This window comes from Collinsella sp. AM12-1 (genome assembly GCF_003472325.1).
Taxonomy (GTDB): domain Bacteria; phylum Actinomycetota; class Coriobacteriia; order Coriobacteriales; family Coriobacteriaceae; genus Collinsella.
Genome location: NZ_QRLS01000009.1, coordinates 29131 through 51571, shown reverse-complemented (window position 1 = coordinate 51571; position 22441 = coordinate 29131). Strand labels below are relative to the sequence as shown.

General features: G+C 62.8%; 12 protein-coding genes. 3 read left to right on the top strand and 9 right to left on the bottom strand.

What is annotated here, in order from left to right:
• Window positions 1-48: 48 nt before the first annotated feature.
• The 7 genes from DW136_RS05930 to DW136_RS05900 form a co-directional block, all read right to left on the bottom strand.
• On the bottom strand, window positions 49-2034 hold the full coding sequence (locus tag DW136_RS05930; RefSeq protein ID WP_117583972.1) for a hypothetical protein: 1986 nt from the start codon (window positions 2032-2034) through the stop codon (window positions 49-51).
• Between the two features lie 117 nt (window positions 2035-2151).
• Window positions 2152-2514, bottom strand: coding sequence for a desulfoferrodoxin family protein (locus DW136_RS05925; protein ID WP_089572163.1), 363 nt, complete (start codon window positions 2512-2514; stop codon window positions 2152-2154).
• 150 nt (window positions 2515-2664) lie between these two features.
• The gene (locus DW136_RS05920; protein WP_117716860.1) at window positions 2665-6129 is read right to left on the bottom strand and encodes an SNF2-related protein; all 3465 of its coding nucleotides are present in this window, start codon (window positions 6127-6129) and stop codon (window positions 2665-2667) included.
• Window positions 6130-6157: 28 nt separating this feature from the next.
• Window positions 6158-9961, bottom strand: a complete 3804-nt coding sequence (gene dnaE / locus DW136_RS05915) for a DNA polymerase III subunit alpha (RefSeq protein WP_117583970.1) — start codon at window positions 9959-9961, stop codon at window positions 6158-6160.
• Between the two features lie 175 nt (window positions 9962-10136).
• Window positions 10137-13760, bottom strand: coding sequence for a UvrD-helicase domain-containing protein (locus DW136_RS05910; RefSeq protein ID WP_117583969.1), 3624 nt, complete (start codon window positions 13758-13760; stop codon window positions 10137-10139).
• A 3-nt stretch (window positions 13761-13763) separates the two neighbouring features.
• The gene (locus tag DW136_RS05905; RefSeq protein ID WP_117583968.1) at window positions 13764-16934 is read right to left on the bottom strand and encodes a PD-(D/E)XK nuclease family protein; all 3171 of its coding nucleotides are present in this window, start codon (window positions 16932-16934) and stop codon (window positions 13764-13766) included.
• Between the two features lie 219 nt (window positions 16935-17153).
• The gene (locus tag DW136_RS05900; protein WP_022094855.1) at window positions 17154-17453 is read right to left on the bottom strand and encodes a YerC/YecD family TrpR-related protein; all 300 of its coding nucleotides are present in this window, start codon (window positions 17451-17453) and stop codon (window positions 17154-17156) included.
• A 323-nt stretch (window positions 17454-17776) separates the two neighbouring features.
• Between DW136_RS05900 and DW136_RS05895 the strand changes: the two genes are divergently transcribed.
• Complete coding sequence (locus DW136_RS05895) at window positions 17777-18142, top strand: phage holin family protein (RefSeq protein ID WP_117583967.1); 366 nt, start codon at window positions 17777-17779, stop codon at window positions 18140-18142.
• 137 nt (window positions 18143-18279) lie between these two features.
• On the opposite strand, the gene DW136_RS05890 is transcribed toward DW136_RS05895, so the two are convergent.
• Complete coding sequence (locus DW136_RS05890) at window positions 18280-18708, bottom strand: Rrf2 family transcriptional regulator (RefSeq protein WP_117583966.1); 429 nt, start codon at window positions 18706-18708, stop codon at window positions 18280-18282.
• Window positions 18709-18961: 253 nt separating this feature from the next.
• On the opposite strand from DW136_RS05890, the gene cysK reads away from it, so the two are divergent.
• Both cysK and mnmA read left to right on the top strand, forming a co-directional pair.
• Window positions 18962-19900: a cysteine synthase A gene (gene cysK / locus DW136_RS05885; RefSeq protein ID WP_055250951.1), complete on the top strand. Its 939-nt coding sequence runs from the start codon at window positions 18962-18964 to the stop codon at window positions 19898-19900.
• 57 nt (window positions 19901-19957) lie between these two features.
• Window positions 19958-21181 carry a tRNA 2-thiouridine(34) synthase MnmA gene (gene mnmA, locus DW136_RS05880; RefSeq protein ID WP_255413361.1) on the top strand — a complete coding sequence of 408 codons (1224 nt, stop codon included), beginning with the start codon at window positions 19958-19960 and terminating at the stop codon, window positions 21179-21181.
• Window positions 21182-21273: 92 nt separating this feature from the next.
• Here mnmA and DW136_RS05875 read toward each other — a convergent pair whose 3' ends face one another.
• Window positions 21274-22293 (bottom strand): M42 family metallopeptidase, encoded by a 1020-nt coding sequence (locus tag DW136_RS05875; protein ID WP_118289275.1) that lies wholly within the window; start codon window positions 22291-22293, stop codon window positions 21274-21276.
• Window positions 22294-22441 lie beyond the last annotated feature (148 nt).

The window sequence follows — 22441 nt, the reverse complement described above, 5'->3', positions numbered from 1 at the left end:
AGATGCTTAGTTGAAGTATCGGGGTTGAGAGCGAATCCCATCCCCAGTTTAGTTCTGCGAGAAGAATGGGAACTGTCGGGGATCAACCGGCGGATGCGGCATCGGGCCACCCTGGGGCCCACCCTGCGGGCCACCCTGGCCGCCCATCATCTTATCGATGGCGTCCTGAACCTCGCCCTCGAACTTTTTCATTCCCTCGTGTAAACGACGCTGACCGTCTTCAGAGCGCAACTCCTCCATTTGTTCGGGCGAAATACCCAGTAGCTCGCCCAGCACGCCCATCATCTCGTTTCGCACGCGCTCACTCGTATCCTCGTCAGCAAAACGGCGCACCTCGGCGCGCGCCAGCGAATCGACCGTCATACGCTCCTTGCCGTTAAGCCCCAGGTCGGACCACGCGAGCATGTACGGCCAGGAGCGCTCGGCAAACGAACGGGACGAAACGATCGGCGCCGTCGGCAACATGCGGCGGGCAGCCTCACCCTGTCGAACGAGCATCAGCAGCAGCGAGCAGGCCTCAGGCTTGGCAGCGGCCATCGGGATGTCGTCAAAGGGACGGTTGCGGTCCACGTGCGACTCGAGCGCACCATCGACCTCGCCCGGCTCAAGCCCGCCAAGCAGCTGCGCCGCGCGATCGAGCATATCAACCGGGCCGGCGAGCGTCGCGAGCGCCTGCGACAGCACGCGATCCATGCAATCCTCTACCGCGTTGAGCGTCACGAGCTCTTGGGGCACCACGGCAGACGCGCGGTTGCGCACACGCGCCACAAACTCAAGCGTCGACAGGTACACATCGCCAAAGGGCGCGTAATCGCCCTGGTAGCCGCCGCAAAGCGCCGGCGCCGCCAGCGCGTACTCGGTTTTGGACAGCGGACTCAACGCCATCGCACCCAGCTCGAGCGCCGTATCCTCCAGCATGAGGCCCAGCGTGCGAGAGCGCAGGCGCTCGGCGTCGCCCGCCGACACATCGCGGTCGAGCACGCGCGCGGCATCCGGCGCATCGCGCTCAACCGTGCGAATATGCAGGCGCTCGGCAATGGCGCGAACGGCGGCACAGCGAGCAGCCTCGGCCTCCTCCTGCGCCGGCGTAAAGATGCGGTTGCGCCCCAGCACCAGGCCAATCACATTACGTGGGCCCAGAGCGTCGACGGCCAGCGCCGCCAGCAGGGACGACGGCAAGTCGCCCTCGAGTGCCACCACGGCGCGCGACGCACCGTGGGCCCGGGCGTTGTCGCGCACGGCGAGCACCAGCGCCTGCCACAGCCACTCCTCGGAACGGAACTCGGGCAGTTCGTGATCTTCCAGGGCATCGAGCATCACGCCGCGCTGAATCTCCTGAACCAGCAGGCTCTCCTCAAAACACGGCGCTTGGGCCACCACGCGACCGCAGTCGTCGAGCACAAACGAACCGCCGGTATACACCGACTCGTCATAGGCACCGACCGGCGCCATACAGGCAAACCACACGCTGCGCTTGGATGCGATCTTGCGGTAGGCGCCGCTGCGAACGGCGGCAATGGCGGCAGTCTCGCGGTCGGTCATGTCAAACGCATTGAATTGGAAATACGCAATGAGGTCAACACCGGTCGGCAACATCTCGAGTTCGCGGTCCAAGTCAAAAATCACGGCGATGCGCACGCCGTCCACGTCGAACACCGGCGGCGCCCAACGCGTGTCGTTGTTCTCGCCACGCTGCAGGGCAATGCTCGAACGCGCCGGCACCACATGACCGTCCTTGAGCATCATGTAGTCGAGCAGCGGCTGACCCTCAAACGAAACCGCCGCGGGCACGATGCAGATCATGTCAAGCTCCTGGATGCGCTCGGCGACACCAGTCAAGCCGGCAAGCATGTCGTGCTCAAAGTCGGCAGCGCCCACCAGGCCACCGGGCATGGCGCCCATAAAGAGCGGAGCCGGAACGCACAGCACGCGCGCCCCGCGCTCGTGGGCCAGACGAGCCTGGTCCTCGATGCGGCCGCAAATGCCCTCAATATCACCCAGGCGCATATCGATCTGTGCAAGCGCGAGCTTCATGGCTCAGCCCTTTCCGTCGTAAACCATCGAAATCGTAGTAAAAGCGCCGGCCGCATGATGCAGTCGGCGCTCGCATGTGCATATGCTAGCTATGATACCCCGAGCGGGGGCGCGCTCCTAGAACGTCGCGGACCACAGCCCGTGCAGGTTGCAGTAGGCATAGACGGTACCGGTCTTGGAACCGCCGGCAAAAAACGTCGCGGGCTTCATGCCGGGCTCAAGGTAATGGACCTCTAAGCGGCCCTCGGCCTCAAGGGCGATCCACTCGATATAGTGCTCGGGCAGGCTGGGGTGCTCGACCGAGCCAACGCGTGCGCGAATCACGTGACCGTCGCGCTCGGTCTCGACAACAGGCACGTGCTTCTCGTGCGCCGCGTCCTCAGTGTTTGCGGTCAGTTCCGTGCAACCGGCAGGGGTTGCAACGTCGTTGCCAAGGGCGGCAATGAGCTTACCGTCGGGGTCCTTAAAGAATTTCGCCATGATGTTCTCCTTTGCTGACGTGCCAATGTTCTTGATGGTTCTTATGCCCAAAGGCAGACAAACCATCCACGGCATTGCAAACGAACACATAACGGGCGGGGACGATGGGGCAGCGTGCGCTATCCGCCCTGGCGGCCCCACCCGAGCGGGTTAGCGCCCGTCGCCGCCCAGCAGCGCCAGAACATCTTCGCGGGTAAACAGCGCCGACGAGATGCCGTCGCCGCCGAGCACGCTGTTGACCAGGTCGCGCTTGGACTCCTGCATCTGCATAATGCGCTCCTCGATCGTGTCCTTGGCGATGAGCTTGTACACGGTCACGGTATGTTGCTGGCCAATACGGTGCGCGCGGTCGGTCGCCTGGTCCTGCGCTGCCACGTTCCACCACGGGTCGTAGTGGATGACCACGTCGGCCGCCGTCAGGTTAAGGCCCACGCCGCCCGCCTTGAGCGAAATCAAAAAGACCGGAACCTCGCCCGCTTGGAACTGCGCGACCATCTTGGCGCGGCTCTCCTTAGACGAAGCGCCCGTGAGCTTAAGGAAGGCGATGTCCTCCTTGGCCAAGCGCTTACCGATGATATCGAGCATACCCGTAAACTGGCTGAACAACAGGATGCGATGCCCGCCGTCGAGTGCGCCGTGCACGAGCTCCATACACGTATCGAGCTTGGCGCTCCCCGCCTTGTAATCCTCGTAGTGTAGACGCGGGTCGCAGCAGATCTGGCGCAGCTTGGTGAGCTCGGCGAGCACCTTGAGCTTGTCTTTCTTAAACTCCCCAGCCTCGCGGTGCTGCACCTGCTGGGCGATGCGGTCCTGGTTGGCCAGGTAGAGCTTGCGTTGCTCGCCGGTAAGCTGTGCCATGACGGTGTCTTCGATCTTCTCGGGCAGGTCGGCCACCACGTCTTCCTTAACACGGCGCAGCACAAACGGCGACACGAGCGCCTGCAGGCGAGCGGCGCTATCGCCCTCGGCATGCTCGACGGGGCTCTCAAAGCGCTTGGCAAACGACTCGCGTGTCCCCAAAAGGCCCGGCATCAAAAAGTCGAAGATGCTCCAGAGCTCGGACAGGCGGTTTTCGATGGGCGTGCCCGTCAGGGCAAAGCGCACGCCGGCAGGCAGGCGCTTGGCAGCGCGCGCCACCTGCGTGAGCGGATTTTTAATGTACTGTGCCTCATCGAGCACCACGCGGGCAAAATCCTGCTCGACGTACTCGTCGATATCGCGCCGCATAAGGTCATACGACGTCACGACCACGCTATGCTCGGCCACGCCGGCGATCTGCACGCGGCGTTGAGCCTTGGCGCCCACAATGGCGCACACATCGAGCGACGGGGCAAAGCGCTCCAGCTCGGCAGTCCAGTTGTACACGAGTGAGGCCGGGCATACCACGAGCGTGGGCTTGGTGTCCCCCGCCTCCACGCGCGCCAGAATATGCGCAATCATCTGGAGCGTTTTGCCCAGGCCCATGTCGTCGGCCAAGATGCCGCCAAGGCCCAGGTGTTCGAGCGAGCCGAGCCACTGGTATCCGTCGACCTGGTAGCCGCGCATCGTTGCCTTGAGCGATGCCGGCACCGTAAAGTCCATCTTGCCGAGCGTGTCCAGGCGCTCGACGGTACGGCGGAACGCAGCGTCGCGATCGGCCTCGAGCGCCGGCGTGCGTGCGAGCATGCTGTCGACGAACAGGGTGCTCGACGCGGGAAGCGACACGCCGTCGAGCAGGTCGACGGCATCGACACCCAGGTCCTCGGCAAGGCCAAACGCGGCGCGCGCCCCCTCGTCCAGGCGAATGATGTCGCCGGACGTAAGGCGCGCAAACGTTTGATGGCGCTTGTACGAATCGAGATAGACGGCAAGGTCCGCGGCCGAAAGCCCGCTCGCGCCCAGCTCGACATCGAGCAGATTGCTCTTAACGGTCGCACGAACCGAGAGCTTGGGCGCGGGGCGGACCGAGATCTGGCGCAGACGGTCGCTGAGCATGACCTCACCCAGTTCGGACAGGGCGGACAGGCCCTCGGTCAGCAGGCAGAACAAGCTCTCATCATCGCGCTCCTCAAACGCCAGACCGCCCTCGTAGAAATCGAAGTACAGGGCCGCCGTATCCATAACGCGAAACTCCGCCACCTCGTCGCGGGGCGGCACGCCGGGGCGCTGCTCTTCAAAGGGACTGCCCGGAGCGCCCAGGCTAAAGAGATCCGCCGACCAGTCGCCGTAGGTAACCGTAATCTTGCAGGTCACGAGCCCATCGTCGACGCCGATTGCCATGGCAAAGCTCGGCTCGGGCGCCACGGTATCGAGCGCGGCGGGCGCGGTGAGGTCGGTATAGTCGCGCAAAATGGGCAGCGCCATACGGCAGAACTCACCCACCTGCTCGGCGGCAATATGGGCGGGCGTGCGGCACGGCAGCAAGCGCGACAAAAAAGGTGCGGCATGCTGAGCAAATGCAGCGTCGGTACGGCGCGCGCGGCGCGTGTCAACCAAGTAGGCGGCATCGCCCGACGCAAAGCAGTACATATCGGCGGGCAGGCGCAGGTCATAGCTACCACCAGCCGCCGGCGCGATTTTGGCGGCAAGAAGTGGTGGGCGCTTAGCGGACGCCTCGTCCTCCCCTTGCGGAGACGGCTCAACCGCCACGTCGTAGGTGCGACGCGTCGTCGTCCCCCGCGACCAGGCGGGCTCAAAGGAGATGGTCTGGCCGCGCAGCAGGTCCAGCACATATACGATGCTATGCTCGGACAGCGGCAACTGACGCTCGGCAACAAAACCGCTGCGGGCAAAGTCGTACGACGCCGAACGCGAGCTTGTGATGTCATCGAGATAGGCAACTGTCGTCACAACAAGGTTGAGCAGCTTTGCCGATGTTTCGTCAAAGGCCTCAGGTGAATGGACAAACGTGAGCTTCTTGCCATAGGAGAACGTGCCGCCGCGCACGTAGGCATCGGCCATGCCGTCGATGTCCTTGACCACGTAGGAGACCGATCCACAGCGAATGCGGAACTCGAGCGCCCAGCTAAAGCGGTCAGCGAACAGCGGATTGTAGTACGGCACCAACGAGGGCTCCAACGCCGCTTTGGGGGCGTCGGGATCAACGGCACCGGCAAGTTTGCGGCGCATGCTCGCCAGCTCATCCATGCGCGCGTCCGAAAGATCGGAAAGCGCCGCCACAAGGCTCGGGCTCGTGGGGACGGGCGCCGGGAAGGGAAAGTTGGGGTTGACGGCCGGCGCGGCGGACGCGGCACGCGCGGGCTGTTTCGGCTGCGCCGTAAACGTGCGAACCGGCGTGCGCAGCCCCTCAACAGGCTCAATGCCGCTGGTGTCCAGGTACGCCAGCGCTGTGGCGATGGCGTGCTTGCACATACCGGGATAGCGGTATGCGGCGGGGCAGTCGCAGTCGTAGTCGACCACCTCGTGCTCGTCCATATCGAGCGCCACGTGCGTCTTGTACAGGTCGCCGCGCGAGCCGCGCACCGAGCCCTCAACCGTCACGTTTTTGGAGAAGCGCGAGCCGCTGTCCTCAATCGACAGCACGGCGCCGTTGAGCATGAGCGAGCGGCCCTTCATAAAGGTGCCGCTCAACGCCGCCTCTTTGCGAAGCGCCTGCACAAACGTCCCCTGCGCCATCACTTCCTCCAATCTCACCCGGGGTAGCTTAGATCACCGTCACGCGACCCTGGTTACCCACAATGGCCTTGGCCTCGGCCAGCAGCGGAATCGAGCGCGCGTTGACCTTGGCCGGCACCTCGGCACGTAGCACGCGCCCGTCCACCTGCTCGATAAAGATCTCCACGCGATCGCCGCCCGGGTTGGCGGTAAGCACCGTGGCAAGACGCGCCATATTGCCCTGGCTAAAGCGGCTGTTGGGCACCATGACCTCAAACACCTTGGGCTTGTTGTTCTCCTCGTTAAGCTCGAGCGGCACGATCTCCTGCGCGATGATCTGGTCGCCGCGGTCCGAGCGCTCGAGCTTGCCCTTAATGCGCACAAAGGCATCGGACAGCTGCGCGCCGGTCTCGGGATCGACCTCGCCGTACAGGTACCCCTCGGCCTCTTTATAGGTCTTGGGGAACACGACGACGGTGGCCTCGCCTTCCATGTCCTCGAGCTGCACGATGCCCATGGGGTCACCGTTTTTGGTCACGCGCTTGGACACGCTCGAGACCATACCGGCCCACCACAGCGCCTTGCCCTCGGGAATCTCCTGGTTGATGGTGCCGCCCGTAGGATTCTGAACCTCGTAGCCGGTGTCGATCTGCGAGAACGAGAAGTCGCGCGCCTTGGCTAGTGCATACTCAAACGGGCGCAGCGGGTGGTCCGAGACATAGATGCCCAGAACTTCCTTCTCCTGGCTCAGCTTAAGGTGGCGGTCCCATTCCTGGCCATCCGGATCGGGCACGCTCACCTCAAAGCCCGAGCCCTCAACGTCGCCAAACATGTCGAAGAACGACGTCTGGCCGCTCGCGCGATCCTTCTGGCGCTTCACCGCGGCATCGATGATGTTCTCGGGGTTGTTCTTATCCACAAAGTGCATCATCTGGCGACGCGGATACCCCGTGGAGTCGAAGGCGCCTGCCTTGATGAGCGATTCGATCACGCGGCGGTTGGCCTGGCTCGAGTCCACGCGCTCGACAAAGTCGTGCAGCGTCTTAAACGGGCCGCCCGCCTCGCGCTCGGCGATAATCGCCTGCGCCACGCCGGTGCCCACGCCGCGGATGCCGGCCAGACCAAAGCGCACGCCCTCCTTGGTAGCCGTGAACTCGGTACCGGACTCGTTGACATCTGGCGACAGCACGGGGATGCCGTCGTGACGGCATGCCGAGACGTAGTGCACGATCTTGTCGGTCTTGCCCGTATAGGACGTCAGAACGGCCGCCATGTACTCGTGCGGATAGTGCGCCTTGAGCCACGCCGTCTGCATAACCAGAATGGCATAGCCGGCGGAGTGCGACTTGTTGAAGGCGTAGGACGCGAACTCGAGAACATCGTCCCAAATCTTCTGGGCGACCTCGCGCGTGTAGTTATTTTTGATAGCGCCGTTCATCCAGTGGTCGTAGGTGGTCTCGTCCGAGCCATCCTCCCAGTGAAGCACCGTCGACGTGAGCAGCTTGATCTTTTTCTTAGCCACGGGCTTACGGATACGCGAGTCCGATTCGCCCTTGGAGAAGCCGCACATCTCGACGGAGATGAGCATAACCTGCTCCTGGTAGACCATGGTGCCGTAGGTTTCGCCCAGGATGTCGTCCAGGCGGTCGTCGTAGGAGACCGCCGGCTCCTTGCCGTTCATACGGTTGATGTAAGACGAGACCATGCCGGCGCCCAGCGGGCCCGGGCGGTACAGAGCGATCAATGCCACGACGTGCTTGTACTCGGTGGGCTTCATGTTCTTGATCGTGGCCGTCATGCCGGCGGACTCGACCTGGAAGACGCCGGCGGTGTGGCCGGAACCCATGAGCTTAAAGATCTCGGGGTCGTCAAAGGGAATCTCTTCCTCTTTGATGTCGATGCCGAAGTTCTTTTTGATGTTTGCCTTGGCCTTGGAGATAACAGTCAGCGTGCGCAGGCCCAAGAAGTCCATCTTGAGCAGGCCCATGTCGGCAACGGTATGGCCCTCGTACTGGGTAATCTCGACGCCGCCCTTGGTGTCGAGCTTGGTGGGCACGTGCTCGTTGACGGGGTCGCGGCAGATCAGAACGGCGCACGCGTGCACGCCCTCGCCACGGGTGAGGCCCTCGATTGAGAGCGCCGTGTCGATGATGCGGCGGGCGTCGTCGTCCTTTTTATATGCCTCGGCAAAATCGGGGTTAAACAGGTCCTCTTTGCCGGGTTGCTTTTCGAGCACCTGCTTGAGCTTGACCTTGGGGTCGCTCGAGACCATCTTGGACAGACGCTGGCCCATGTAGACCGGGTAGTCCAGGACGCGAGCGGCGTCGTTGATGGCCTGCTTGGCCTTAATGGTCGAGTAGGTGATGACGTGGGTGACCTTCTCGGGGCCGTAGAGCTGGCGAACGTGCTCCACGACCTCGAGGCGCCGCTCATCGTCGAAGTCCATATCGATATCGGGCATCTCGGTACGCTGCGGGGACAGGAACCTCTCGAACATCAGGCCGTTCTCGAGCGGATCGAACGCGGTGATGTTCATGGCGTAGGCGACGATAGCGCCGGCAGCCGAGCCACGGCCGGGGCCGACGCCGATGCCGTTGTCTTTGGCCCATTGCACGTACTCGGCAACAATCAAAAAGTAGGCGGCAAAGCCCTTGTCGCAGATGACTTTGTATTCGTACTCAAAGCGCTCTTTGATGTTGACGCCACCGATCTCGCGCGTGGCCCAGTCGTCACCGTAGTGCTGGCGCAGGCCCTTCTCGCACTCGCGGCGGAACTGACTCTCGTGCGTCTCGCCGGGGTCGAGCAACGGGAAGCGCGGCAGGATGATGGAGTCCCAGTCCAGCTCGACGTAGCACTTGTCGGCGATCTCGAGCGTGTTGTCGCAGGCCTCGGGGCAATGCGGGAACATCGCCCGCATCTCCTCCTCGGTCTTCATGTAAAACTCCGAGCCAGTCATGCGCATGCGGTTGGGGTCGTCGACCTTGGCGTTCATGCCGATGCACATGATGACGTCCTGCACGGGAGCGTCCTCGCGGCGCAGGTAGTGGAAGTCGTTGGTGGCGATGACCTTGACGCCTACCTGCTTGGCGATGTCGATGAGCGTGCGGTCCATCTGCTCATCGGTCAGGCCGTTGTCGGTGGTGATGCCGTGTTCCTGGATCTCGATATAAAAGTCGCCGGGTTCGAAGGTATCGCGGAAGGTCTCGGCCCACTTGATGGCGCCCTCCATGTCACCGCGGTCGATGTATTTGGGAATGATGCCCGCGATGCAGGCGCTCGTGCAGATCATGCCCTTGGCATGGCGGCGCAGGTTGTCGAGCGTCACGCGGGGCTTGTAGTAAAAGCCCTGCACGGCGGCCTCGGAAACCGTCTGCATCAGGTTGACGTAGCCCTCCTGGTCCTTGGCCAGGAGGATCATGTGGTAGAGCTCGGGCTTATGGTCGCGGGCAAGGGTCTCGTCCGGCGTAAAGTAGACCTCGCAGCCAAAGATGGGCTTGATGACCAGGGGCGGCTTGAGCTCGTCGATATTGCCCTTCTCGTCCCACATAGCCATGTCCTTAACGTACTGGGCATGCTCGCGCGGGTTTTCCTCGGGGTCGGGCTCCACCAGCTCGTCGCGGCGGTCCTTTTCCAAGAAGGCCTTGTCGTGGCTCCAGGTTTTGTACTCGGGCGTGTTGTGGTTAACGGCGTCGCAGGCCAGCGCCAAGTCGGGCACGCCATACATGTAGCCGTGATCGGTAATGGCCACGGCAGGCATGCCAAGCTCAACGGCACGGTTGACCATATCCTGGATACGGGTTGCGCCGTCGAGCATGGAGAAAACAGTGTGATTGTGCAGATGGACGAATGCCATGTGATGAGCTCCGATGCGGGTTCGTGTTCTGACTGAACGATTTTACCGCACGGCGCGGACGGCACCCGAACCTAGCCAAACCCACACGGCTCCTCACGCAGTTGCGGTGAAATGCGGACTGTTTGGCGGCTTTTTTGGCCAAAACAGTCCGTATTCCACCGCAAGTTATTGAGGGCTAGAGGCTGTAGGTGACCACCTGAGGCTCGCACGGGTTGGCGGGGTCGACTTGCTCCACGCGGACGAACTTGACGGTCACGGCCTCAAAGCCCGCCTTGTGCAGAACATCAGCGTAAACGCGCGCCTGCAGGGCGTGCTTCTCCTGCAGCTGTTCCGGCGTCTCGTCCGGTGTGCCGCCCGTCTTGTAGTCGATGACCAGCGCGCGTGACGAATCCGCCGGGTTCGTCGCCAAAGCATCGATGGCGCCCTCGGCATATGCACCGTAGCGAGCGATGTCCTCGTCCTCGCAGCCCAGCGAAAAGAACGGCACCTCGGCGCGAACGCACGGCCAGGCAAGCAGCTCGGCACGGACCGCCGACTTGAGCCAGCGATCCAGGGCAACGTCGAAGCGTTCGCGCTGTTCCGGCGTCAGGCGCCACAGGCGAGCCAGGGCGTCGGCACGCTCGGCGGGCAGCGCATCGGCACCCATCTCGATCAGCCACTGGCAGGCGGCGTGGAAGGCCGAGCCCAGCGCCATGGGATTGCCGGCGGGCTCGACAGCGGCCACGTCTGCATCCGCCATCTCGGAACCATCAGACTCCGCATCATCGCCAGCCTCGTCCATGGGCACATGCGCCTCGGTGGCACGGTCCTCGGACTCGGCATGCAGCGCCGCGGCAATTGACGAGTAGCTGTACGAATCGCGCACCGGATACGGGCAGATGCCCATGCGTACGCCCACCGCTTGGGGATGCACGAGCTCGAACGCATCGGGTTCGGGGTCGGCAGGACCGGGGACGATTGTACTGGCCGAATCGTCGGCAGTATCTGTATCGACATCGCCGCGAACAAGCCTGCCCTCGGCATCCAGTGAAGCGTTGGCCTCAAACGCCTGCTCGCCAAAGGAAAAGTCCGCGAGCGAAATGAGCTCGTAGTCGCCCGGCTGGGAGTTGTCGAACACCAGGCGGTCGGCATCGAGCTGCGGCATGTCCAGAGCGTCGGTAGGCAGAATACGACGCAGCACGTCATAGGTCAGATCGGTCTCGACGTCGAAGGTCGGCGCGCACAGCTTGCCGCGGCTCACGCCGGCATCCATCGCCAAGATCACCAGCTCTCGCGCACGCGTCATGGCAACATAGAGCAAGCGGGCCCGCTCCTCGAGCGAAAGCTGCAGGTCGTCGTCGCGCAGGCGGGCAAATGCCTCGGCGGGAGAGCCCGTCGCACAGACGTCCTCCATGAGCTCTGGCGGCAGCCACAACGACGTGCCCTTGCCCTTAAACGCATGCTCAAACTGCTTTTTGACGTCGTCGCCCTTCACAAAGGTTCCGTCGGCGAGCTTAACGCCGTCGAAGCGTGCCGGCAGCGCCACGATCTGCGCTCCGCCCTCGACGCGACCCATCTGTGCCGCACCCGAGGACTTACGCACGCCAAAACACTCGGCAACCGCTACGACCGGATACTCCAGACCCTTGGACGCATGCACCGTCATGATGCGTACCGCGCCGTCGCCCTCCTCGTTGAGCGCGCCCGGGGCCTCCTTGCCCGCCAAGAAGCGGTCGAAGGCGAGCGCAATGGAGCGCGGCGAGTTGCCGAGCTCGGCCTCTGCCTCGGCCACGGCGTCGAGCGCCTTGAGCACGTTGGCGGCAATGGCCTTGCCCTCGGGACCACGCTGTGCCAGACGTACAAACCAGCCGGAGGCGTTGACCACGTCGCGCGCGATGGCGGCGAACGAATCGCGGCCCACGCGACGGAGCGCATACCGCAGCACCTCGCGGGCGCGCGTCACGAGCGGCAAGTCTTGCAAACCCGGCACATCGGAATCGCTCATGATGCCCACGTCGATGTTGCGGCGCGAGGTTTCCCCCGTCTGGTCGTCCAGCTTGGTCGCCAGCGCCAGGAACTCCTGAGCGCCGAGCGCAAACATCGGCGAGGCCAGCAGCGGCATAAGACCCTGCGCCGTATCGGCCGGGTTAGCAAGCGCGCACACCAGGGCACGCACCGTCTGCACCTCGGCTGCCTGGGCAAAGACCGAGCCGCCTGCGATCACGCAGTCGAGCCCCTGGTCGCGGAAGGCCTGCGCATAGACATCGGCGTTGGTCATGCGGCCCAGCAGCAGGACCATGCTGCCCTGGGGCTGGCCCGCTTTAACGAGTGCTTGGAATCGCTCCGCAATCGCACGAGCTTTCGCCTGCGTTCGCTCCTGCGTACTGCCACCGGCAACGAAAATCGCCTGGCGGCGCGATGCCTTCGCCTTGAGCTTGTCCTCGCGTTCGTCGCTCGGTTCAAGATCCAAGAACCCCTGCATCAAACCACCGGTGTCGCCGTCAAAGACGCGCGCCACATAGCGCAGCACCTCGTCGTGGCTGCGGAAGTTGCGTACAAGCTTGACGAGCTCGCCGGCGGGGGCATCGGACGTGGCGACCGTCTCGGACGCCGTCGTCGAACCCACCTTGCGCTCCTGGCGACGGAATACCTCGACCTCGGCACCACGGAAGCGGTAGATCGACTGCTGCGCATCGCCTACGGTGCACAGTGCGCGCTCCCCCGCGCCCGTCAGGTGACGGATCAAATCGACCTGCATCTGGTCGGTATCCTGGAACTCATCGATCATGACCATCTTAAAGCGACCCTCATAGGCCGCTCGGATGGCGGGATAATCGCGCAGCGCCTCGTACGCCATGCGCAGCAGGTCGTTGTTATCAAGCGCGGACTGGTCAGCCTTGAGCGCGCGGTATTCCGCCTCCACAGCACGAGCAAGCCCCGCCAGCGCATCGAGCGCGGGACCACCGCAGGCCAGCACGATATTGATAAACGCATCGGCAGCCTCGGCCTTGAGTAGCTCCACCTGCTCCTTAGAAAACGCCTTGCTCGCCCGAGGCATGCTGCACGACATCATGAGTCGCGCCGCATCCTCCATGGTTTTGCCGCTCGCCTCAAACGCGTCGATGGCATCGAGTGCCACCTGCGCTTTCTCGGTCGCGGCCTTGCTTGCGCCCAGCGCCGCACGATAGGCATCGGCGAGTGCCGAGGTATCGGCCTGGCCGCGCGCCACGCACACGTCGTCCATACCGCCCGGCAGCTGGCTCGAGAGCTCCAGCAGCTCACGCACCAGCCCTTTAATGGTGGTACCGGCGCCAAACGGCCCACCCTCGCCCGCCATGGGATACCAAGCGTAGAGGGCCTTAAGCGAAGCGGCGAGCTCGGGGGCGGCATCGGGCGCCGTCGCGCGGGCCAGCACATGCTCAACAGCCTGGTCCATAAGCTCGTCGGTATCGGTGAGCACCGTGAACTCGGGATCGATGCCCAGCTCCAACGCATGTGCGCGCAGGATACGCGAGCACATGCCGTGAATGGTCGAGATCCACGCATCGTCGACGGTCAGGGCTTCCTCGTCCATGCCCTCGTCGATGAGCGTGCGGCGCACACGGTCACGGATCTCGGCCGCGGCGTCTTTGGTAAAGGTAATGGCGAGCACCTGGTCCAGATGCTCAACGAACGGACCGGATTCGGGCGAGAGCGCGTAGACGATGCGGCGCGTGAGGGTAAAGGTCTTGCCCGAACCGGCACCCGCCGAGACAAACAGCGGACGGTCGAGCGTTTTGACGATCTGCAGCTGTTGCGGCATCAAAGTCGAAAGATCCATGGTCTACACGTCCCTTCTTACAAACGTTCCTTCGTGGTTATACGAGCAGCGCGCATGCGCGGCCTGAGCCGACGTCGGGTCGACGGCGGCAACGTCGCCTGCCTCGAGTTCGTGCAGGCGCTCGGCGATGCCGGCCTCCACGCGATCGAGCAGGGCGTCGAAGTCCATGCTGCCACCCTCGCCGGGAAAGCCCTTCTTAAGCCCCGGGATGCGGCCGTCGCCGCGCTCTTCCTCGAGCAGCTCGGCACTCGCGGCGCCGCGCAGCGCCGGTTTGCCGCCCTTGGTCGAAAAATAGAGCGCCGCACGGGCATCCAGATCCAGCGCCCGGCGCATGGCCTGCGCATAGATAAGCGTCTGGGTATGGGGCGGCAGCCACCGCGGGTCGTCGATGGCGGCCTCGCCCGATTCCTCGTCGCGCACCGTGGGGTCGGCGAGTTTAAACTCCTCAACGCCCGTGCGATGCTTGTAGTCGATTACCACGGCGCGATTCTCGGCATCCACATCCACGCGGTCGATGCGCCCGCCGAGCGGCCAGCCGGCATACTCGACCTGGAGCTCGTTGAACGCAAACTCCAGGTAGCGCGGCGCGAAGGGCGCGAGCGCCTCGGACTCGTAGGCAAGAACGCCCTCCAGCTGCGGCAAAATCTCGGCCACCTGGCGCTCCTCCACCGGGGAGAGCGGCACGAGCGGGCCCTCGGTACCGCGCTTGCCCGCATGCTCGGCCAAGGTCTCGTCAAAGACCTCGCGCAGCAGCTCCTTCGCGCGTGGCAGATTCATGGGTGTCACGCGCTCCATGCCCTCCTGGGGCAGACGGGCATGCAAGTGTTCCAGCACGTCGTGGACAAAGTTGCCCTTCTCCATATTGCCAAAGCCAGCGTCGATCGACTGGGGCTTCACGCGGTACGAGACGAACCAGCATAGCGGGCAGGTCGAATAGGCCTCGATCTGCGAGGCAGACGTCAGGCGCGGCACCAGCGGCGCATCCTCGCCCTCGCCATCGCGACGACGCAGGACCAAATACGGAATGGCTTCATCGCTCAGGTGCTGAGGAGCTTCGCAGGTCACGCGCTCGCGCCTAAGACCTTCGCCTGCCGCGGGATCGAAGTCCCTTACGATATCGCCCTCACCCACACACTTCGCCTTGTCGGCGCCAACGGCCTTAGCGTCGTCAGCGGCCTTGTCGGCGTCAGCGGCCTTGTCGGCGTCAGCGGCCTTAGCATCGTTAGCGGCCTCGGCATGCGCCCGCAACTCGGTCCACACGGCCGCCGGATAGCACTCGCGCGCCTGACGATCGTGGGTCACACGGGCGAGCGTAACCGGACCACGCGACGCTTGTATCGCGCGGCCAAAGCGTGCGCGCAGCAAGGCCGCAGGCTCAAGCGTCACGCCCTCGCGACCGAGGCTCGCCGTCAGCGTTGCCAGCGGGCCCTCCTCATGTGAGAGCGGATAACTGTCCAGGTCGACGTCGGCAAACAGCACGGCATCGTAGCTATCGGGGCGCAGGGCCGCCGCATCGGCAAGCGAAGTAAAGCGAACCTGGGCACGTGGCGCACGGTCAACCTCGTAGGTCTCGTAATCGTAGGCGGTGCTACGCTTGTCCACCTTGGTGCGAATGCCATCGAGCACGGGCACGGTCGCGGCCTGCGACACGTCGAGCGCGCGAGCATCGTTCATAAGGATGTCGATCGCGTGGCGCAGCAGGGCCACCTCCGCCTGGCGACGGGCCTGGCCGTCGAGACCACCAAGCGCGCGATCGGGCAGTGCCTCGGCAACGGCAAGCATGGCCTTGAGCGCCGTCACGGGCTTGTCACGCCACAGCGCCTGGAACACGTCCGAGACCACGCACGGCACGTTCTTAAACCAGTTCTCGTCGCTCGCCGCCTTGCGCGCGCCCCTCACCTGGCCTTGGACGCTCTGCAGCAGGCTCTTAACGCCCGCGGTAGTCTTGCTGCGCGAGAGACGCATATTCTTATCGAAGGTACGGGCATTGACGGCATCAGCGCCCGAAAGCGGACTGTAAATCCAGTCGGTAAGCTCCGGCGCGGGCCACCACTCAGTCTTAGAAGCTGCCCCTTCGTCGGCGGCCTTCATACGCTCGATCAGGTTGGCGAGCGCCGTGAACTGCCTGCCCGCAATGGATTGAGAAAACGCCGTGAACTCAACTGTCTCGGCAGCGATATGACGGGCCGCCAGACGAGAGGCGAGCTCACCGAACAGCTGGGGTGCCCGGGCAGAAACAACGAGCACGCGCACGGGGTCAGCGGGCGTTGCAGTAGCTTTATCGTCCTTGGACTCCTTGTGCGTTTTCACCAACGTATCGATGGCGTCCGCATAAGCATGGGCACGGGCATGGGGGCCGGCGACCTCAATAAAGGCAGGCTGAGCGGCGGTCCCGCAAGCGGCATCAGACGCGACGGCGTCCTCCCTCAGCGGCGCGGCCTCGAACAGCACACCGCGGGCATCAAATGCCGCGGCAAGCTCCTCGCGCATCGCCGCCTGCTCGCAGGCAAGCAGTACGACGACCTCCCCCCCATTGTTCGCCACGGCAGACAGCAGCTCGAGCAGGCCGTGCGTAATCGACGTGATACCGCGCACGCATACGGCGCGGGTGCACGCCGGCAGGTTATCGGCCAGGGCATCGGCCATAATGTCAGCCGCCTCGCAGGGCTCGACCATATCTCGACGGTCCAAACCACCCGCGTAGGCACGCAAAAGCTCGAACACACGAGCCTCGGCATCGCTTTTTGGCTCAGGCTGGCAATTGTTGCCACGGCATCGCTCGGCCGTCGTCCCCGCAACGCCCGGCAACACGTCGCGGGCCATGCGCGCAAGCATGCGCACTGTGCCCTGGCTGCGCGAAAGCGGCTGCAGGTCGGCATCGTCGAGACGCGTGACCATGTCCGAGAACAGCATCTGACGCTGCAGGTTGTCGACGAAACCGCGCCCGTCGCCCAAAAGCTCCCAAAGCGAGCGAAGCCACGATGTAGGCGTTTTGTAGTCAATACCCAGCGAAATCCCGGCTTCCGCCGCATCATGGCGACACAGGTCGAGCTCGGCAAACGTTGACGCCAGAAGCACGGCACGTCCATGGCGGGCAATAAGGTCGGCAAGCAACGCCGACTCGGCATCGCTCAAATCCGTGCCGGCATTGGTGGTATAGATTCGAACAGGCATGGTCCTCCGCTCAAACTGTTCGCAATAATCAATGTATCCATCCTACCCGCCCACGCGGACAGATTTGCCCCACGCCAACAGATTTGATCCCTTGGGGACGGAGGAAAACGGATCACCGAAGGGGTCAGTCTAACCCGGTGATCCGTTTTCCTCCGTCCTTAAGGGATCAAAAAACCGCCCCCGGAGGAGCGGTTTTGCACAATTCGTTTTTGGCGCGGCCTACTCGCCATCCTCCAGCTTAATGAGGATTTTGCGGTAGCCACCGTACTCGCCGTTGAGCGCCTTGGACACACGGCTCACCGTGGTGGACGAAGCGCCGGTACGCGCCTGAACCTCAACATAGGGCTCGCCCTCGTCCAGATAACGCGCGACCTGCAGACGCTGCGATAGATCGCAAATCTCGCGCGGCGTGCAGATATCGGTCAAAAACGCTTGGATATCTTTCTCGTCGTCCAAAAGGCTAAATGCGTGGACCAGCTGCTTGACATCAGGCTTGTCAAACATGTTCTCGATATTCATCGATCACCGCCAAACCCGCCAAAAGGCATCGAAGTTGATACTGACATCGGGCATCGTTCGCCCGTTCTATGCAATAGGGCAACGCCTGTGGCTTTTGCCCGTAGCAGTTTAGCACACCACCAAACTAAAGCGACAAAACTCTCTGCCAGCGGCGCGTTTTCTAGGACGAACGCCGTTTTGAAACCGAATGCGCACGCAAGCTCCACGAATATCTGAGACAATGGGCGCCCAAACAGAGCCGTGCCCGAGCATCTGTCCGAGTTGCAAAGGCATGTGCCTCTCACGCTCCCTCACCACGCCATGCGCAAGAAAGGATTCACACCATGCGCTTTATGCTCAACTGGCTTTTGACCTCAATCGCCATCGCGATCGCAACGTTTCTCGTCCCCGGCATTCAGCCCTTCGGCATGGCCGACGCCTGGGTCTGCTTTGCCTTCGTGGGACTGTTCCTCAACATCGTCGACTCGCTCGTTAAGCCGTTCCTGACGGTCATCTCGCTGCCACTCACTATTATCACGCTTGGTATTTTTCAGCTTGTGGTCAACAGCTTTATGCTCGAGCTGGCCAGCTACCTGTCGGTCAATCTGCTGGGCGCGGGTATCTCCATCGCCAGCTTTGGATCGGCGTTTATGGGCAGCATCCTGGTATCCATCATGCGCAGCATTCTCGACAGCATCGCCAGGAACTAAAGCGACCGGATACGGGCCGCCACAACACGCCAAAACGAAGGCCGTCCATCGCAACGATGGGCGGCCTTGTCATTTGCCAAGCCTCAGAGGACAAGAAAATCTACCATTTCTGCCCCGTCCCCCAATAGCAGGTGGGGCTAGATGACGTAGTCGTAGCCCTCGTTGGGGGCAACGAGCGTATCGAGTGTCACGCCGTCGAGGTAGTCGTTGATGAGCTTGTCCAGGTTCTTCCAAACATCGAGTGTAGGACACTCATCAGATCGCGAGCAACCTTTGCAGTCGCCGTCCAGGCATGCGACCGGTGCTAGGCTACCCTCGGTCAGGCGCAGGATCTCGCCCACCGTGTACTGCTCGGGCGGGCGCGTGAGCACGTAGCCGCCGCCCTTGCCGCGCATGCCCGAGAGCATATTGGCGCGCACGAGCGTAGCCAAAATGTTCTCCAAATATTTCTCCGAAATCCCCTGACGCGCGGCGATCTCTTTGAGGGGAATGCGGCCTGCCGCCTGATGCTCGGCCAAGTCGACCATAACGCGCAGGGCATATCTGCCCTTTGTGGAAACCAACATATATATTGCTGCCTTTCGGTCTTTTAATTCGTAGAAATTCTAGCCGAAAAATTGGTTTTGAAAATACCTATTCCCGTCAAGATGGTTAATCGACTCGTAATAATCTTCTATTTCCTATTGCATTACTAGGCTTTAGTGCCTACTATGCTTGCCAACAGCAAAACGAACAACCCATAAGGTTTGTGGGTTTCGTTGCTACACACACCGTAAAACCACACGGTATCCAGTCATTTGAACACTTTGGAGGTTCACCATGAGCAATGTGTACACATCCATTGATCAGCTTATCGGCCACACTCCGCTTCTGGAGCTCACCCACTTTGAGGCCGATGAGGACCTCAAGGCCCGCGTGCTCGTCAAGCTGGAATACTTCAACCCCGCCGGATCCGTTAAAGACCGCGTCGCCAAGAACATGATTGACGAGGCCGAGAAGGCAGGCAAGCTCGTGCGTGGCGGCGACTACACCATCATCGAGCCCACGAGCGGCAACACCGGCGTCGGCATCGCCTCGGTGGCGGCCGCCCGCGGCTACAAGGTGATCATCACCATGCCCGAGACCATGTCCGTCGAGCGCCGCAAGCTGATGCAGGCATACGGTGCGCAGCTCGTGCTCACCGACGGCTCCAAAGGCATGAAGGGCGCTATCGCCAAGGCCGAAGAGTTGCAGAAGGAGACCCCCAACAGCATCATCGCCGGCCAGTTTGTGAACCCCGCGAACCCGGCCATTCACAAGGCCACGACCGGCCCCGAGATCTGGGACGACACCGACGGCAAGGTCGACATCTTCGTCGCCGGCGTCGGCACCGGCGGCACCGTGACCGGCGTGGGCGAGTTCCTCAAGGAGCAAAACCCCGAGATTCAGGTCGTCGCCGTCGAGCCCGCCACCTCCCCGGTGCTCTCTAAGGGCCAGGCCGGCCCGCACAAGATCCAGGGTATCGGTGCCGGCTTTGTGCCCGACGTCCTCGACACCCAGGTCTACGACGAGATCATCCCCGTCGAGAACGACGACGCCTTTGCCACCGGCCGCGCCGTGGGCCACAAGGAGGGCGTGCTCGTGGGCATTTCGTCCGGCGCCGCCGTGTGGGCCGCACTGCAGCTGGCCAAGCGCCCCGAGAACGAGGGCAAGACCATCGTGGCGCTGCTCGCCGACACCGGCGAGCGCTACCTGTCCACGGCACTCTTCCAGGACTAGAGCTCTCGTTCTTAGAACGAGTCCAAGGCACGCCGGTCTCCCCTCTCTTCTGGCAGCCTGAGCTCATCCCAACAGGGTGTCCCACAGGACGCCCGAACTTGCTACAATGTCTGCGGCGCGGAACCAGCCTCCCGCGCCGCTTTTCTTTTTTGGCCACATGCCACCAAGGAGAACCTCCCCATGCACAACAAGCGCGTGCTCGTCGCCATGAGCGGCGGCGTCGATTCCAGCGTGACCGCGTATCTGCTCAAAAGTCAGGGTTACGAATGTGTCGGTGCCACCATGCGCCTCACCTGCCCCGCGCCCGATCCCACCACGGGCATGAGTAAGGTCGACCGCGACATCGCCGATGCAAAGGCCGTCGCCGAGCGCCTGGGGATACCCCATCACGTGCTCGACTTGCAGCAAACCTTCGACCGCAACGTTGTCGAGCGTTTTATGAACGCCTACCAGGAGGGGCTGACGCCCAATCCGTGCATCATCTGCAACCGCCATATTAAGTTTGGCGCGTTGCTGGATGCGGCGCTGGATATGGGCTGCGACTACATCGCCACAGGCCACTATGCCAAAACGAGCCAGGCGCCCGACGGCACCTGGCAGCTGCATCGCGGCGAGGACCCCAAAAAGGACCAGAGTTACTTTTTGTATTCGCTCACGCAGGAGCGCCTGGCGCACACGATCTTTCCGCTGGCAGGCCTAGACAAAGAGCGCGACGTGCGCCGCATAGCCGCCGAGCAGGGCTTTACCAACGCCCAGAAGGCCGAAAGCGAGGACATCTGCTTTATTCCAGACGGTGACTACGCGGGCTATATCGAGCGCCGTTGCGAACATCCCGCTGCACCGGGCGACATTGCGTGGCGCGACGGCAGCGTGGTCGGGCGCCACAACGGCGCGCTGCGCTACACCATCGGCCAGCGCAAGGGCCTGGGCGTCGCGATGGCGCATCCCGTGTACGTAACGGGTGTCGACGCCGTCAACAACACCGTACATCTGGGCGAGGCAGAGGACCTGACGGCCACGGCGCTCACGGCCAACGACTGGATCTGGAGCGCCCCTGCCGACCGCATGGAGGCCGAGCTGGATGCCGGCGGCATCCGCGTGGGCGCCAAGTACCGCTACCGTCAAAAGGACCAGGCAGCAACCCTTACACGTGGCGAAGACGGGCAAATGCTGCTAACTTTTGACGAGCCACAGCGAGCCATCGCCCCCGGCCAGGCAGTCGTCGTCTACCGCGGCGACATCGTCCTGGGCGGCGGCACCGTTACGTCAGCCATCAAATAACAGCTCCCCGCCACCGCAAGTTATAGAGGACGCCCCGGCTGGCATCGCTGCAACAACCGGGGCGGCAGGCTCGATGAGCATTGTCGATGCGTCTAGCGCTGAACGTAGGCACGAACCAGCTCGTAGGTATTGCGCACGCCGTCGATGTGGCTGCGCTCGTAGTTGTGGCTCGCGTACACGCCGGGGCCGATCAGACCATGGCGAATGTCGTAGCCGGCCGAGAGCGTGGCCTCGACGTCCGAGCCGTAATGCGGGTACACGTCGATGGCGTAATCGAGCTCGAGCTCGCGCGCGATGTTGGACAGCGTGGTTACCAGGTCGTAGTTGTAGGGGCCACCCGAATCCTTAGCGCAAATCGAAACCATGCGCTCGGTGCAGCCCAGGTCGTCACCCACGCAGCCCATGTCCACGCTGATCATCTCGCGCGTGTCAGCCGGCACAAAGGCACCGCCGTGGCCGACCTCCTCGTACACCGTAAAGAGCAGCGAAACCTTGCGCGAAAGGGTCACCTCGCCGTCAGCAACGGCGCGGGCCAGACCCAGTAGAATCGACGCCGACAGTTTGTCATCCAGGAAGCGACTCTTAATGTAGCCGCTCTCCGTCACCGTGGTACGCGGATCCATAGCGATGATATCGCCCGTCTGAATACCCAGCTCAAGCACGTCGTCCTTACTGTCGACATTCTCGTCGAGCAAGATCTCCATGTTCTTCTCGATGGTTTTGACCGGCTCATCGGTCACATGCGCCGAAGGCTCGGTATTGAGGACCACACCCGTGTAGTTATTGCCATCGCGCGTATAAACGGTGCAGTTCTCGCCATCGGCCGTAGACCACTGATGCCCGCCGAGCGTCGTGGGACGCAGGCGACCATTGTCCTTGATGGAGCGCACCATAGCGCCCAGGGTATCGACATGGCTCGCCAGGACAAGCGGCTCGCCCTCACCACCAAGCTCAACCAACACGTTGCCCTTATTGGAGCGCTCGGGGCCAAAGCCCATATCGCGCAACGTTTCCATTAGATAGTCAGTAGCCGCACGGGTATAGCCCGTAGGCGAGGCAATAGAAGTCAGCGTCTTAAGCTGGTCAGTAATAAAACCAAGCGTAGAATCCATTTGGGACACCATCCACAACTCCAAAGTCAACATCCCGTAATCAGTAAAAGCCCCAACAACGATACCATCACGCACAAATATTTACCCAGCGAGATGACCCATCGAGCTCTTCCGAACAGCGCCCGCCACGACAACGAGCCGGCGGGCC

What these genes read in the sequence shown, in the direction of transcription:
- DW136_RS05910 (WP_117583969.1), bottom strand. Translation starts at nt 13,760, where the DNA reads ATGGATCTTTCGACTTTGATGCCGCAACAGCTGCAGATCGTCAAAACG.
- cysK (WP_055250951.1), top strand. Translation starts at nt 18,962, where the DNA reads ATGAGCAATGTGTACACATCCATTGATCAGCTTATCGGCCACACTCCG.
- DW136_RS05920 (WP_117716860.1), bottom strand. Translation starts at nt 6,129, where the DNA reads ATGGCGCAGGGGACGTTTGTGCAGGCGCTTCGCAAAGAGGCGGCGTTG.
- DW136_RS05890 (WP_117583966.1), bottom strand. Translation starts at nt 18,708, where the DNA reads ATGTTGGTTTCCACAAAGGGCAGATATGCCCTGCGCGTTATGGTCGAC.
- DW136_RS05875 (WP_118289275.1), bottom strand. Translation starts at nt 22,293, where the DNA reads ATGGATTCTACGCTTGGTTTTATTACTGACCAGCTTAAGACGCTGACT.
- DW136_RS05895 (WP_117583967.1), top strand. Translation starts at nt 17,777, where the DNA reads ATGCGCTTTATGCTCAACTGGCTTTTGACCTCAATCGCCATCGCGATC.
- DW136_RS05930 (WP_117583972.1), bottom strand. Translation starts at nt 2,034, where the DNA reads ATGAAGCTCGCGCTTGCACAGATCGATATGCGCCTGGGTGATATTGAG.
- DW136_RS05900 (WP_022094855.1), bottom strand. Translation starts at nt 17,453, where the DNA reads ATGAATATCGAGAACATGTTTGACAAGCCTGATGTCAAGCAGCTGGTC.
- DW136_RS05905 (WP_117583968.1), bottom strand. Translation starts at nt 16,934, where the DNA reads ATGCCTGTTCGAATCTATACCACCAATGCCGGCACGGATTTGAGCGAT.
- DW136_RS05925 (WP_089572163.1), bottom strand. Translation starts at nt 2,514, where the DNA reads ATGGCGAAATTCTTTAAGGACCCCGACGGTAAGCTCATTGCCGCCCTT.
- dnaE (WP_117583970.1), bottom strand. Translation starts at nt 9,961, where the DNA reads ATGGCATTCGTCCATCTGCACAATCACACTGTTTTCTCCATGCTCGAC.